This window comes from Pseudomonas paraeruginosa (assembly GCF_003025345.2).
GTDB lineage: Bacteria > Pseudomonadota > Gammaproteobacteria > Pseudomonadales > Pseudomonadaceae > Pseudomonas > Pseudomonas paraeruginosa.
This window is the reverse complement of sequence record NZ_CP020560.1, coordinates 5,622,039-5,635,819: the sequence shown is the minus strand read 5'-3', so window position 1 is coordinate 5,635,819 and position 13,781 is coordinate 5,622,039. Positions and strand designations below refer to the sequence as shown.

Annotated in this window: 15 protein-coding genes and 1 pseudogene; 8 read left to right on the top strand and 8 right to left on the bottom strand. The window is 68.4% G+C overall.

Annotation, left to right across the window (positions count from 1 at the left end; translation table 11 throughout):
• Positions 1-93 precede the first annotated feature (93 nt).
• From B7D75_RS26655 to B7D75_RS26645, 3 genes are read right to left on the bottom strand one after another with little or no spacing between them, the layout of a single operon-like run.
• A complete protein-coding gene (locus tag B7D75_RS26655; RefSeq protein WP_107114577.1) occupies positions 94-1,200 on the bottom strand; it encodes an NAD(P)/FAD-dependent oxidoreductase in 1,107 nt (368 codons plus the stop codon).
• Positions 1,197-1,433, bottom strand: coding sequence for a hypothetical protein (locus B7D75_RS26650; protein ID WP_012077789.1), 237 nt, complete (start codon positions 1,431-1,433; stop codon positions 1,197-1,199). The genes B7D75_RS26655 and B7D75_RS26650 overlap by 4 nt, the downstream gene beginning before the upstream one ends.
• 36 nt (positions 1,434-1,469) lie before the next feature.
• Complete coding sequence (locus tag B7D75_RS26645) at positions 1,470-1,868, bottom strand: acetyl-CoA sensor PanZ family protein (protein ID WP_034079729.1); 399 nt, start codon at positions 1,866-1,868, stop codon at positions 1,470-1,472.
• Between the two features lie 161 nt (positions 1,869-2,029).
• Here B7D75_RS26645 and hisB point away from each other — a divergent pair, with 161 nt between their 5' ends.
• From hisB to B7D75_RS26605, 8 genes and pseudogenes are all read left to right on the top strand, one after another.
• A complete protein-coding gene (gene hisB, locus B7D75_RS26640) occupies positions 2,030-2,623 on the top strand; it encodes an imidazoleglycerol-phosphate dehydratase HisB (protein ID WP_003096088.1) in 594 nt (197 codons plus the stop codon).
• The gene (gene hisH / locus B7D75_RS26635; RefSeq protein ID WP_012077787.1) at positions 2,623-3,261 is read left to right on the top strand and encodes an imidazole glycerol phosphate synthase subunit HisH; all 639 of its coding nucleotides are present in this window, start codon (positions 2,623-2,625) and stop codon (positions 3,259-3,261) included. Before hisB ends, hisH begins: the two co-directional genes overlap by 1 nt.
• 3 nt (positions 3,262-3,264) lie before the next feature.
• Complete coding sequence (locus B7D75_RS26630) at positions 3,265-3,525, top strand: DUF2164 domain-containing protein (RefSeq protein WP_003150581.1); 261 nt, start codon at positions 3,265-3,267, stop codon at positions 3,523-3,525.
• Positions 3,526-3,573: 48 nt separating this feature from the next.
• Positions 3,574-4,311 (top strand): 1-(5-phosphoribosyl)-5-[(5-phosphoribosylamino)methylideneamino]imidazole-4-carboxamide isomerase, encoded by a 738-nt coding sequence (gene hisA / locus B7D75_RS26625; RefSeq protein WP_043100324.1) that lies wholly within the window; start codon positions 3,574-3,576, stop codon positions 4,309-4,311.
• Between the two features lie 10 nt (positions 4,312-4,321).
• A complete protein-coding gene (gene hisF, locus B7D75_RS26620; protein WP_012077786.1) occupies positions 4,322-5,092 on the top strand; it encodes an imidazole glycerol phosphate synthase subunit HisF in 771 nt (256 codons plus the stop codon).
• A 171-nt stretch (positions 5,093-5,263) separates the two neighbouring features.
• On the top strand, positions 5,264-6,010 hold the full coding sequence (locus tag B7D75_RS26615) for a substrate-binding periplasmic protein (protein WP_003150583.1): 747 nt from the start codon (positions 5,264-5,266) through the stop codon (positions 6,008-6,010).
• Positions 6,011-6,099: 89 nt separating this feature from the next.
• Positions 6,100-6,852: a substrate-binding periplasmic protein gene (locus tag B7D75_RS26610; protein ID WP_034079727.1), complete on the top strand. Its 753-nt coding sequence runs from the start codon at positions 6,100-6,102 to the stop codon at positions 6,850-6,852.
• Positions 6,853-7,002: 150 nt separating this feature from the next.
• A pseudogene (locus B7D75_RS26605) lies at positions 7,003-7,757 on the top strand (substrate-binding periplasmic protein).
• A 39-nt stretch (positions 7,758-7,796) separates the two neighbouring features.
• Here the strand turns inward: B7D75_RS26605 and B7D75_RS26600 are convergent.
• The 5 genes from B7D75_RS26600 to B7D75_RS26580 form a co-directional block, all read right to left on the bottom strand.
• Positions 7,797-9,278, bottom strand: a complete 1,482-nt coding sequence (locus tag B7D75_RS26600; RefSeq protein ID WP_034079726.1) for a hypothetical protein — start codon at positions 9,276-9,278, stop codon at positions 7,797-7,799.
• A 67-nt stretch (positions 9,279-9,345) separates the two neighbouring features.
• The gene (locus tag B7D75_RS26595) at positions 9,346-10,122 is read right to left on the bottom strand and encodes a divergent polysaccharide deacetylase family protein (RefSeq protein WP_012077783.1); all 777 of its coding nucleotides are present in this window, start codon (positions 10,120-10,122) and stop codon (positions 9,346-9,348) included.
• A complete protein-coding gene (gene cptA, locus B7D75_RS26590; protein WP_034079725.1) occupies positions 10,122-11,432 on the bottom strand; it encodes a proteolytic complex protein CptA in 1,311 nt (436 codons plus the stop codon). Before cptA ends, B7D75_RS26595 begins: the two co-directional genes overlap by 1 nt.
• A gap of 28 nt (positions 11,433-11,460) precedes the next feature.
• The gene (locus B7D75_RS26585; protein WP_107114576.1) at positions 11,461-12,747 is read right to left on the bottom strand and encodes a murein hydrolase activator EnvC family protein; all 1,287 of its coding nucleotides are present in this window, start codon (positions 12,745-12,747) and stop codon (positions 11,461-11,463) included.
• A 149-nt stretch (positions 12,748-12,896) separates the two neighbouring features.
• Entirely contained in the window at positions 12,897-13,715 is an 819-nt protein-coding gene (locus tag B7D75_RS26580; RefSeq protein WP_107114575.1) for a CPBP family intramembrane glutamic endopeptidase, read from the bottom strand.
• Between the last annotated feature and the right edge of the window lie 66 nt (positions 13,716-13,781).

Below are 13,781 nucleotides of genomic sequence, written 5' to 3'. Positions count from 1 at the left end.
TGTGCTGGCGGCGATGAATGTGCGGGCGAGTATAACAACGGCGTTTTCGCAGGCCGACCCTGGATTCCTTCGAAGCGAAACGAAAAAACCGCGTCAGAGCGCCCGCGCGACCCGCTCGGCGAGCGCCAGGCTGGCGGTGAGGCCCGGCGACTCGATGCCGAACAGGTTGACCAGGCCGGGCAGGCCGTGCTCGGCAGGGGTTTGGAGGACGAAGTCGGCGGCGGGTTCCCCGGGCCCGCCGAGCTTGGGCCGGATACCGGCGTAGCCGGCCACCAGGCGGCGTGGGTCGAGGCCGGGGAAATAGCGCGAGATGGCCTGGGCGAAGGGCTGGCGCAGGGATTCGTCGACGCGGTAGTCGACCCGCTCGAGGTAATCGACGTCGGGACCGAAGCGCAGCTGGCCGCCGAGGTCGAGGGTGGCGTGGATGCCGAGGCCGGCGGTGCGAGCCTCGGGCATCGGGTAGACCAGGTGGCGGAACGGCGAGCGGCCGCTGTAGGAGAAGTAGCGGCCCCGGCACAGGTGCAGGGTGGGCACCAGGGCTGGGTCGAGGCCTTCGGTGCGTTGCGCCAGTTCCTGGGCGAACAGGCCGCCGGCATTGATCACCCAGCCCGCGCGCAACTGGAAGGGTTCGCCGACGCTCCGGCCTTCGGCGTGCCAGCCGCCGTCGCGACGCTCCAGGCAGTCGACCCGGGTGTCCAGCGCCAGCTGTGCGCCTCGGCGCTCGGCGGCGGCCTGCAGGGACTGCAGGAAGGCATGGCTGTCGATGATCCCGGTGCTCGGCGAGAACAGCGCGGCTACGCCACGGACCTGCGGTTCCAGTCCACGCAGACCGGCGCCGTCCAATGGCGACAGGTCGTCGACCCCGCAGGCACGGGCATTGTCATGCAGGGCCTGGAGCTTTTCCCGCTCGCCGTCCTCCACCGCCACCAGCAGCTTGCCGATGCGCCGGTGGCCGACGCCGTGGCGCGCGCACCAGGCATACAGGCGTTCGCGGCCCTCGACGCAGAGTTCGGCCTTGAGCGAGCCGGGTGGGTAATAGAGGCCCGCGTGGATGACTTCGGAGTTGCGGCTGGAGGTGTGGCTGCCGGCCAGGCGTTCGCGCTCCGCCACCAGTACACCGTGGCCGGCTTCGGCCAGGCGCGCGGCGCAGGCCAGGCCGAGGACTCCGGCACCGATCACTAGTACGTCGATATCGTTCATGCGTCGCTGACCGCGCGCTGCAGGACCGCGTCGATGGCGGCGCGCGCCTGCGGGCTGTTCTTCCAGCAACTGGAGCCGGTCAGCGCCGCGCCGCCGGCGAGGATGCTCGCGGCGTCGCTGTCGCGCAGCCGGGCGAAGCTGTCCAGGCCCATCTGTTCCAGGCGTTGCAGCACGGTCGGGCCGACACCCTTGAGGGCGAGCAGGGCGGCGCGTTCGGCGGCGGAAAAGGACATGGCGGAACTCCTTGGCGTGGACCGCCGCCGAGCATATCAGAGGCTGTCCAGCGGCAGCCCGTGACGCGCGGCGAGGGCGCGGGATTCCAGGTGGCCGTCCGGGGCGGCCAGGCGCAGCGGCTTGCCGGCTTCATCGGCCAGGCGCCGGGCTTCGTCGAGGAGGCGTCGGCCGACCCCGCGGCCGCGGGTGATGCCGCGCACGCAGAGATGCGACAGGCGCCAGGCGTCGGCATCGCGGCGCAGCAGGGCGGCGCCGAGCAGGCGGTCGTTGAAGCGGCCGGCGATCAGCTCGCCGGCGGCCAGCCCGGCTTCGACCAGCGCGGCGGCGTCGGCATGCGGGGCGAACAGCCAGTGCGGCGCGTCGGCATAGATCTTCGCCAGGTCCAGGCGATCCTGGACGCTGGCCTGGGCGAGGGTTTCGACGATCACGGGCATGCGGCTGTCCTCGGCGGGATGAAAGGCTGCGCAGTGTAAGGCCTGGCCCACCGCCCGTGGGGCGATTCGCGCCGACGGTCGCGGCTGGCAGCGCCCGCCCGGGCCTGCCTATAATGCTGGCCCTCTTATAATTACGTGCAGTGTTAGCTGTGGAGCTGGTGATGGCCGAACGCAAGGCATCCGTCGCGCGCGACACCCTGGAGACCCAGATCAAGGTTTCCATCGACCTGGATGGGACCGGCAAGGCCCGGTTCGACACCGGGGTTCCCTTCCTCGACCACATGATGGACCAGATCGCCCGCCACGGCCTGATCGACCTGGACATCGAGTGCAAGGGCGACCTGCATATCGACGATCACCACACCGTCGAGGACATCGGCATCACCCTCGGCCAGGCCTTCGCCAAGGCCATCGGCGACAAGAAGGGCATCCGCCGCTACGGCCACGCCTACGTCCCGCTCGACGAAGCGCTGTCGCGGGTGGTCATCGACTTCTCCGGGCGTCCCGGCCTGCAGATGCACGTGCCGTTCACCCGCGCCAGCGTCGGCGGCTTCGACGTCGACCTGTTCATGGAATTCTTCCAGGGCTTCGTCAACCACGCCCAGGTGACCCTGCACATCGACAACCTGCGTGGGCACAACACCCACCACCAGATCGAGACCGTGTTCAAGGCCTTCGGCCGCGCGCTGCGCATGGCCATCGAGCTGGACGAGCGGATGGCCGGGCAGATGCCGTCGACCAAAGGGTGCCTGTGATGCAGACGGTAGCCGTGATCGACTACGGCATGGGCAACCTGCACTCGGTGGCCAAGGCGCTCGAGCACGTCGGCGCCGGCCGGGTGCTGGTGAGCAGCGACGCGGCGGTGATCCGCGAGGCCGACCGGGTGGTGTTCCCCGGGGTCGGCGCGATCCGCGATTGCATGGCCGAGATCCGCCGCCTGGGCTTTGACGCCCTGGTCCGCGAGGTCAGCCAGGACCGCCCGTTCCTCGGCATCTGCGTCGGCATGCAGGCATTGCTGGAGCGCAGCGAGGAGAACGACGGGGTCGACTGCATCGGTCTGTTCCCCGGCCAGGTGCGTTTCTTCGGCAAGGACCTGCGCGAAGCCGGCGAGCACCTGAAGGTGCCGCACATGGGCTGGAACCAGGTGAGCCAGGCGGTGGAACACCCGCTGTGGCACGAGATTCCCGACCAGGCGCGCTTCTACTTCGTGCACAGCTACTACATCGAGGCCGGCAATCCGCGCCAGGTGGTGGGGCATGGGCACTACGGCGTCGATTTCGCCGCCGCGCTGGCCGAGGGCTCGCGTTTCGCCGTGCAGTTCCACCCGGAAAAGAGCCATGCCCACGGCCTGCAACTGCTGCAGAACTTCGTGGCCTGGGACGGGCGCTGGTAGGCCATGGCCAGGGCGAAGAGCAAGACGCCGATCCTCCAGCTGGACGCCGCGCAGACCCAGGACGCGGTGCTGGCGATCAAGCGCTTCATGGAGGACCGCTTCGAACTGGAGCTGGGCTCCTTCGAGGCCGAGGAGCTGCTCGACTTCTTCGCCCGCGAGTTCGCCCCGCACTTCTACAACAAGGCGATCCTCGACGTGCAGTCGTACCTGAAGGAACGGTTCGAAAGCATCGAGAGCGACGTCTGGGCGCTGGAAAAGAGCTGAGTTTCCGCGCGTCCGTCCACCGAACAGAGACTTGAACAGGGTTCACCGATGCTGATCATTCCCGCGATCGACTTGAAAGACGGCGCCTGCGTGCGCCTGCGCCAGGGCCTGATGGAAGACGCCACGGTCTTCTCCGACGATCCGGTGGCGATGGCCGCCAAATGGGTCGATGGCGGTTGCCGTCGCCTGCACCTGGTGGACCTGAACGGCGCCTTCGAAGGCAAGCCGGTCAACGGCGAGGTGGTCACCGCCATCGCCCGTCGCTACCCGGACCTGCCGATCCAGATCGGCGGCGGCATCCGCTCGCTGGAGACCATCGAGCACTATGTCCGCGCCGGCGTCAGCTACGTCATCATCGGCACCAAGGCGGTCAAGCAGCCCGAGTTCGTCGGCGAGGCCTGCCGCGCCTTCCCGGGCAAGGTCATCGTCGGCCTGGACGCCAAGGACGGTTTCGTCGCCACCGACGGCTGGGCCGAAGTCAGCGAAGTCCAGGTGATCGACCTGGCGCGCCGCTTCGAGGCCGACGGGGTATCCGCCATCGTCTACACGGATATCTCCAAGGACGGCATGATGCAGGGCTGCAACGTCGAGGCCACCGCGGCGCTGGCCAACGCCACGCGGATCCCGGTGATCGCCTCCGGCGGCATCCACAACCTCGGCGACATCCAGAAGCTGCTGGATGCCGGCACCCCGGGGATCATCGGCGCCATCACCGGCCGGGCGATCTACGAAGGCACCCTGGACGTGGCCGAAGCCCAGGCGCTGTGCGACAACTTCAAGGCCTGAGGCGACCCGTATGGCACTGGCAAAACGCATCATCCCCTGCCTCGACGTGGACAACGGCCGCGTGGTCAAGGGCGTCAAGTTCGAGAACATCCGCGACGCCGGCGACCCGGTGGAGATCGCCCGGCGCTACGACGAGCAGGGCGCCGACGAGATCACCTTCCTCGACATCACCGCCAGCGTCGACGGGCGCGACACCACCCTGCATACCGTCGAACGCATGGCCAGCCAGGTGTTCATCCCGCTGACCGTCGGTGGCGGCGTGCGTAGCGTGCAGGACATCCGCAACCTGCTCAACGCCGGCGCGGACAAGGTCTCGATCAACACCGCCGCGGTGTTCAACCCGGAGTTCGTCGGCGAGGCCGCCGAGCGCTTCGGCTCGCAGTGCATAGTCGTCGCCATCGATGCGAAGAAGGTTTCCGCGCCGGGCGAGGCGCCGCGCTGGGAAATCTTCACCCATGGCGGGCGCAAGCCCACCGGGCTGGACGCGGTGCTCTGGGCGAAGAAGATGGAAGACCTGGGCGCCGGCGAGATCCTCCTGACCAGCATGGACCAGGACGGCGTAAAGAGCGGCTACGACCTCGGCGTGACCCGCGCCATCAGCGAGGCGGTGAACGTGCCGGTGATCGCCTCCGGCGGCGTCGGCAACCTGGAGCACCTGGCCGCCGGCATCCTCGAGGGCAAGGCCGACGCGGTGCTCGCGGCGAGCATCTTCCACTTCGGCGAGTACACGGTGCCCGAAGCCAAGGCCTACCTGGCCAGCCGCGGTATCGTGGTGCGCTGAGGCGCGCTGCGCCGCGGCGCACAGGGCCGATGATCGGCTAGCCATTCCTGAGCGCGAGTCGACACTCGCGCGGCTTTCTTTCAGGTACAGTCACGCCCCCCGCATCAGGTGCCGCTAGAGCGCCGATGCCCTGCCATAACGACAAACATTGCGACCGACAGGGAGTCCTCCATGTCCATCTTCCGTCTGGCTCTCGGCTGCGTCGGCAGCCTGGCCCTGCTTTGCGCTAGCGCCCTGGCGCGCGCCGAAACCCTGGTCCTGCTGACCGAGAACCTGGTGCCGTTCAACATGGCGGTGAACGGCGGCAACTACGCCAAGGACGATGGCATCAGTGGCATCAGCACCGATACCGTGCGCGCCGCCTGCGAGCGCGCGCAGATCGAGTGCCAGCTGATCCTGCGTTTCCCCTGGGACCGGGTCTACCAGCAGGCGCTGAGCGAGCCCGGCTATGGCGTGTTCTCCACCGCCCGCACGCCGGAGCGCGAGGACAAGTTCAAGTGGGTCGGCCCGCTGGCGGTCAACGACTGGGTACTGATGGCCCGTGGCGACAGCACGATCCACCTGAACAGCCTGGAAGACGCCGCGCGCTATCGCATCGGCGGCTACAAGAACGACGCCATCAGCCAGCATCTGGTCGATCGCGGCCTGCAGGTGCAGCTGGCGCTGCGCGACAACGAGAACGTCGACAAGCTGGCCAGCGGGCAGATCGATCTCTGGGTCACCGCCGATCCGAGCGGGCGCTACGTCGCTCAGCGCGAGGGCCTCAAGGAGGTGAAGGTGGTCCAGCGTTTCCACACCGCCGAGCTGTTCCTGGCGCTGAACAGGGAAACCCCGGACGAGCTGGTGCAGAAGTTGCAGACGGCGGTCGACGCGCTGCGCAGCGAAGGCTTGCTGAAGCAGATCCGCGAGCGCTACTGAGGCCCGCCGGCGATGCTGGCAAAAGGCTGGCCTGGCGGCGCGGCGCTGGTTATCCTGCCTCGCTCCAGGCTCCCGACAGGATGAGAACAATGAAAAGACGCCTGCTCTTCGCGCTGCTCGCAACCCTGCTGCTGGCCGGCGGCGCGCGCGCCGAAACCGATCCCGACTACAGCATGGTGCTGCTCACGGAGAACTTCCCGCCGTACAACATGGCGATCAACGGCAAGAACTTCGCCCAGGAAGACAACATCGACGGCATCGCCGTGGATATCGTCCGCGAGATGTTCAAGCGTGCCGGCATCAAGTACAGCCTGACCCTCCGCTTCCCCTGGGACCGCATCTACAAGCTGGCGCTGGAGAAGCCCGGCTACGGGGTGTTCGTCACCGCCCGCCTGGCCGAGCGCGAGGACAAGTTCAAGTGGGTCGGTCCGATCGGCCCGGACGACTGGGTGCTGCTGGCCAAGGGCGACAGCCCGATCACCCTGGGCAGCCTGGACGAGGCGAAGAAATACCGGATCGGCGCCTACAAGGGCGACGCCATCGCCGAGTTCCTCGGCAAGAACGGTTTCGAGGCCGACCTGGCGCTACGCGACCAGGAAAACGCGCAGAAGCTGGTCAAGGGCCAGATCGATCTCTGGGCCAGCGGCGATCCCGCCGGGCGCTACCTGGCCAAGCAGGAAGGCGTGACCGGCCTGAAGACGGTGCTGCGCTTCAACAGCGACCAGTTGTACCTGGCGCTCAACCGCGAGACTCCCGACGACGTGGTGCAGAAGCTCCAGGCAGCCCTGGACGAGATGCGCAAGGAAGGCTTCGTCGAGGACATCCTCAACAGCTACCTCTGATTCGCTCCGGTCGGCCGCCTGGGGAGCCGGCCGGGGAAACGCCTTTGCCGGCTTCGCCGGCAATGCCAAGGAAGGCCGACGAGCTGGGTATTTCGTCCCGACGCAGGGATGCCGCTAGCCAATAACGATAACCAAGCGAGCGGTGTGACCATGCTGAAAGTCCTGATCCAGACCCTTATCCTGGGGGTGTTGCTGGGGGCCTCCGCGGCCCGTGCCGAATTGCCCGCCGACTACAAGGTGGTGCTGCTGACCGAGAACTTCCCGCCCTTCAACATGGCGGTGGACGACAAGAACTTCGCCCGCGACGACGGCATCGACGGCATCAGTGCCGACATCGTCCGGGAGATGTTCAGGCGTGCCGGCATCGGCTATTCCCTGAGCCTGCGCTTCCCCTGGGACCGCCTGTACCGGTTGACCCTGGACAAGCCCGGCTACGGGCTGTTCTCCATGACCTACACCCCGAGCGGGTGCCGCAGTTCAAGTGGGTCGGTCCGCTGGCCGACACCAGTTGGGTGTTGCTGGCGCCGGCTGGCAGCAAGATCGCCGTGAAGAATCTCAAGGACGCCGCCCGCTACAAGCTCGGCGCCTACAAGAACGACGCGGTCAGCCAGCACCTGGAAGCCCAGGGCATCCCGGTGATCAACGCCCTGCGCGACCAGGAGAACGTGAAGAAGCTTACCGGCGGGCAGATCGACCTGTGGGCCACCACCGATCCGGTCGGTCGCTACCTGGCCAAGCAGGAAGGCGTGTCCGGCCTGCAGACGGTGCTGCGTTTCAACGAGGCCAAGCTCTACCTGGCGTTGAACAAGGACACCCCGGACGAGGTGGTGGAGCGCCTGCAGAAGGCCCTGGAGCAGATGCGCCAGGAAGGCTTCGTCGACGAAGCCGTCGCCAACTACCTCTGAGCCTGGCGGGCGCCCCTCCGCCGGTGTGGCGGGGGGCGCTCAGTCCAGGTCGTAGGCTTGGACGCCGAGGTCGCGGCTGTCGTACCAGTTGCCGCGGGCCCAGAACACCCGGTCGTGCGTCCCGTCGAAGCCGAGCACGCCGAGGTAGCCGGCGATGTCCAGGCGGCGCCAGGACGCACCCCAGTCGTCCGAGTAGTACACCGCGTCGGCGGAGACGCTCGCCGGCTCCTCGTCGGGATACAGCCACAGCGGCACTTCGTAGTGGCTCATGGTGTTGGCCAGCAGCACATTCCTGCCTGCGTAGAACTCGCGTAGCCCGGAACTGGACGGCAAGGGCCAGAACGGGCTGGGCAGCTTGCCGGTGATCTTCCATTCGAGCGCGTCGCGATCAAGCTCGGCGATCAGCGAGCGCGATTCGTCCGGGCGGTCGAGCACCGCGATCACCCGACCGTCCGCGTTCTGTTCCAGGCGCTCGACGGCCACGCCGTCGGTGCGCCGGATCGCGCCCATCTGCCAGCGTCCGCCCTCGCGGCGCAGTTCGGCCTGGGTGGTGACCAATACCGGGGTGGTCAGGTAGCGCCCCTCGGGTGGGCCATAGAGGAAAGTCTGGCTTACCCAGATCGCGGCACGCTGCGCGTCCAGTTGCGCGACGTGCGCCTTGATCTGCCCGTGCTTGCCGTTGTAGTCGCCCCAGTTGACGCCGTTCGGCGCCAACTCGCGGGCGTAGGCGAGGTCTACCAGCAGCGGCGCGGAGGTGGCGATCGACTCGACGCTGGCGCCGCGGTCGGGCGAATAGAACAGCCCGCTCGGCTGGCCGGGTTCCCGGCCGCCATCGGCACCGCCGTATTCGAAATCACCCCAGACCCAGACTTCGTCCTTGCCGTGGAAACGCGGCGCGAGAGCCCAGCCCAGTCGATTCGCCTCGGCCATGAAGCCTTGCTCGAGCCGGCGCCAGCTCTTGCCCTGGTCGTCGCTGCGCAGCACCACTGTCTGCTCGCGCTGACCGTTGTCCTTGGCCGGGCTCCGCAGGCCGGTGAGCAGGAAGACGCTGGAACCGTCCGGCGTGACTTCCAGGCAGGCGGTCTCGCCGAGCCGCGCCACTTCGTGGAACACGCCGTCGGCACCCAGGCGCGAGACATAGGTGGTCTCCGGATCGCCGCCGGATAGCAGCATGCCGTTGAGGAAGTTGAAGAGGTGGGGTTCGGATTCTTCTTCCCTGGGCTGGGCGGCCGCCACCAGGTCCAGGTCGATGACGCCCGCGGGCAGTGCCTGCTCGTCGCGGCCGATCTCGCGCCGGCCCACCAGCCAGGTGCCGGCGGGCGTCGCCCGCACGCCGGTGCAGAATTGCTCCATGGCGCGCTGGTCGATGTTCTCGACCTTGCCGACGCTGCTCTCACCGGGGCTGGCGCCGCCTATCTCGAACTTGGCACTGGTCAGGATCCAGATGAAACCGAGGGGAATCGCGCCAACGGCCAGCAGGGCGGCGGCGAGCAGAGGCATGGGAGGGGAAGTGCGGGCCATCGGTGCGTCCGTGCAGGAATGACGAGGACGTCACCTTAACCGCTGCCGCGACGCCGGTAAACCAGCTTCAGTGTGGCGCCTGGCGCGGGTTGACGTTGCGGTTGCCGCGTTCGCCGATGAGCATCTGCGGCGGTACCAGCTCGATGCCCTGGGCGCGCAGCTTCGGCAGCTCCCGCGCCAGCACGTCGAGGGTGGCCTTGTGCGGGTGGCCGATGAGCAGCGCCGAACCCTGCCTGCGGGCCAGGGCGACGCCGGCCTGCAGTTGTGCGGAGACCGCTTCCGGAGTGGCTTCGTTGTCGAGGAACACATCGCGCGAGACGCTCGCCAGGCCGATCCGCTGCGCCTCGCTGGCGGCCACGGTGGCGGCGCTGGTGCGGCTGTCGACCAGGTACAGGCCGCGTCGTTGCAGTTCCTCGGCGAGCCAGGCCATCGCCGGGCGCACCGCGGTCATGCGGCTGCCTTCATGGTTGTTCAGGCCCTGCACGAACGGCACCTTGGCCAGGGCCGCGTCGAGCCTGCGGGCGCGCTCCTCCTGGGTCAGTTCCGGGCGCCAGGCGTAAGGGCCGCCGGCCGGGTCCATCGGCATGTGCAGGATCACCGTGCGCCCGCGCTGGTGCGCTTCGCGCGCCAGTTCGGCGGCGTGCGGGGTTTCCGGGATGATCGCCAGGGTTACGCCGGAGGGCAGGTCGAGGACCCGGCGGTCGCGCGCCAGGTTCTGCCCGAGGTCGTCGATGACCACGGTCAACAGCGGCGGGCGCTGGTAGGGGGCGGACTCCTGGCGGGCCTGGGCCTGGCTGGAGAGCAGCAGGCACAGGCCCAGCAGGGCGACACGGAACCTCGACATCAGTTGCCGCGAGTGACGCTCAGCCCCTTCAGCAGGCTCAGGGCCTGGCCGAGCTGGTAGTCGGAGTCCTGCGGGCGGGCGGCGGGCGCCGCGCGCTTGCCGGTCGGTCGGTCGGCGCCGCCGTTGCCGTTGGCCAGGTGGCCCTGCAGGTCGGCTTCCTTGAAGCCCTCGAAGCTGCTCTGCTCCTGGGTCACCTTGGCGCGTCCGACCTCGATGTCCGGGACGATGCCCTGGGCCTGGATGGAGCGCCCGTTGGGGGTGTAGTAGAGCGCGGTGGTGAGCTTCAGGGCGCGGTCGTTGTTCAGCGGCAGCACGGTCTGCACCGAGCCCTTACCGAAGCTGTCGGTGCCCATCAGGATCGCGCGTTTCTGGTCCTGCAGGGCTCCGGCGACGATTTCCGCCGCCGAGGCGCTGCCGCCGTTGATCAGCACCACCAGCGGCACCTTGTCGCTGGGGTCGGCCGGGTCGGCGCTGAAGCGCAGCTCGGAGTTGGCGATGCGGCCCTTGGTATAGACGATCAGGCCCTTGGTGAGGAAGGCGTCTGCCACTTCCACGGCGGATTGCAGGACGCCGCCGGGGTTGTTGCGCAGGTCCAGGACCAGGCCCTTGAGGCGGCCCTTGTTGTCCTTGCGCAACTGGTTCAACGCCTTGACCACTTCCTCGCCGGTGTTGACCTGGAACTGGGTGATGCGCAGGTAGGCGTAGCCGGGTTCGAGGACCTGGCTCTTGACGCTCTTGACCTTGATGATGGCGCGCTTGAGCTCGACATCGAACGGCCGGCCGCCGTCGCGGACGATGGTCAGGGTGATCGGCGAGCCGGCCTTGCCGCGCATGCTGTCGACCGCCTCGGTCATCGACTGGCCCTTGGTCGGCTTGCCGTCGATCTGCACGATAAGGTCGCCGGGCTGGATGCCGGCGCGGGCCGCCGGGGTGTCGTCGATCGGCGAGACCACCTTGATGAAGCCGTCTTCGCTGCCGACCTCGATGCCCAGGCCGCCGAACTCGCCGCTGGTGCTTTCCTGCAGCTCGGCGAAATCCTCCGGGCCTAGGTAGGCGGAGTGCGGGTCGAGGTTGCTGAGCATGCCCTTGATGGCGTTCTCCAGCAGGGTCTTGTCGTCCACCGGCTCGACGTAGGCGGCCTTCACCCGGTCGAGGACCTCGGCGAAGGTGCGCAGCTCGTCGAGGGGCAGCGGGGCACTGCTACCGTTGGCCAGTGGCGCGGCGTCGGCCGGGGCGTCGGCAGCCTGGGCCGCGCCCGCGCCGAGCAGCAGGGCCAGCGCCAGGGTGGTGGGACGGAAGCAATGCAGCATGTTCAACTCCTAATCACGAGTTCGGCGCCTATCCCTGCGCGCGGCACCAGGTGGTAGGGTCCGCCGGGCGGCCCTGATGGCGAATGGCGAAGTACACGGCCGGACTGCTCTGGCCGCCGCTGGTTCCAACGGTGGCGATCGGGTCGCCGGCCTTCACGGTGTCGCCGGCGTCTTTCAGCAGGCTCTGATTATGGCCATAAAGGCTGAGGTAGCCGCCACCGTGGTCGAGAATGACCAACAGGCCGGCTCCGCGCAACCAGTCGGCGAACACCACGCGTCCGCCATGCACGGCGCGGACGGTGCTGCCGGCGCTCGCCGAAATCAGTACGCCGTCCCATTTCGCCCGCGGATCGTCGCCGCGCTGGCTGCCGAAGCGCGCCACGACGCGGCCATTCACCGGCCACGGCAACTTGCCGCGGGCCGAGCCGAAGGCGCCGCCATAGACCGCGCCAGTGCTTGAGACCAGCGGGCCCGGCGCGGGTTCGCGCGGTGGGCTGGTGACGCGCCCGGGGGCGGCCTGCTGCTGGCGCGCCCGCTCGCGTTCGGCGGCCAGCGCGCGCTGGCGCTCGTGCTCCGCCGCGGCGGCGGCTTCGCGGGCCTGGCGGGCGAGGGTTTCCTCGATGGTTCGCAGCACCTTGGCCAGCTCGGCCTGGTCCTGCTGGCGGGACCTGAGCTTCTGGTCGCGCTCGCGGTAGTCGCTGTTCAGCTTGGCCAGGGCCTGCTGGCGCTCCTTGCGGGTCGCCGCCAGCGCCTCGCGGCGGCTGTCCAGCTCGCCCTGCTTGCTCAGCTGTTCGGCTTTCTGCGCAGAGATGTCCTGCTCGACGTTGGCCAGCTGGCGGAGGGTTTCGTTGAAGCTGGCGAGCTGTTCGAGGCGGGCCTTGTTGATGTAGTCGTAGTAGGTGAGGGTGCGGCTGAACTTTTCCGGGTGTTCCTGGTTCAGCAGCAGCTTCAGGTATTCCTCGCGTCCGCTCTGGTAGGCCGCGCGGGCCTGGATGGCGAGGAGGCGCTGTTGCTCAATGCGCGCGTCCTGGAGTTTTTTTTTCTCCCCATCCAGCCGTTTCAGCTCGGCTTCGCTCTTGTCCAGCTCGTCCTGCAGGGCCCTGATCTGCTTTTCCAGGTCACCCATCTCGGTCTCGGTGGACTTCAGCTGCTTCTGCACGCCGCTCTTTTCCTGCTGGATGCCGTCCAGCAGCTTCTTCAGCTCGCCGATGTCCTTCTGCGTCTGTTCCAGCTGGCGTTGGGTGTCGGCGCGCTCGTCGGCGAAGGCCGGAGCGAGGCAGGCGAGGGAGAGCAGGAGAGGAAGGAGGCGGAGCATGGGGTGGCGGGCACCTGGGAATTGGACCGGCCTAGTATGCCCGTGGCCGCCATTAAAAAAAACGCCCCGCACCGCGGGCCGTGGGGCGCTTGCGCTTATTTCGGCCGGATGGCGCTGGTGGATGTCCGGACGGGCGAAGGTCGCGAGCATCAGGCGGGACTGTAGAGGGGATAGGTGAACAGCAGCAGGTGCGTCAGGTTGAGGCCGAAGTGGAACAGCGTCGCTACCCACAGGCGCCCGCTCCATAGCCAGGCCAACCCGTAGATCAGCCCGGCGAGGCCGGCGAACAGCATCAGCAGCGGGCCGCCGGCGAAGTGCGCCAGGCCGAACAGCGCCGAGGCCAGCGCCAGGGCGGGCCAGGGACCCAGCCATTGGCCCAGGCGTTGCTGCAGGTAGCCGCGGAACAGCGCTTCCTCGGCGAGGGAAACGAAGAACAGGTTGGCCAGGACGAACTGCCAGAGCCAGGCCGGCGCGTGGAGTTCCGGCCGCAGCAGGCCGACGCCGACAGCCAGCAGAAGCAGCGCCGGCACCGCCGCCACGAGCAGCAGCCAGTGCCAGGGGCGGCCGGGAGCGCGGGCTTCGTCGCGGAACAGGCTCGGCAGGCAGGCCAGCAGCAGGAACGGCACCAGTGCCTTGTCGAAGTTGAAATACATGGTGAGCGGCAGGCTCTGCGGGCCGACCACCGCCTTGTCCAGCACCCTGGGGTTGGCGAAGCCGGGTAGCAGGTGCAGGAACAGGCCCACCGCGCCGGCGACCAGCAGCAGTTCCAGGCCCACGGCCCAGGCGCGGCGTACCGCCAGGCGCCGGCGTAACAGGGCGAGGACGCCCAGTGCAGCCAGGGCGGCGACGGCAGGCGGAGCGAGAACCCCGTCGTAGAGGGCGAGGCAGCAGGTCGCGAGCAGCAAGGCGAGGGCCAGCAGGCGCTGGAAGGACAGGGCGAGGAGCGAGGTGGCGAGGAGGAACCACATCGGCGGAAATCCTTGTAGGGCAGATGGAAAAGACAGCGCGGGCAAGGCTAGCACGGGCCTCGGCGG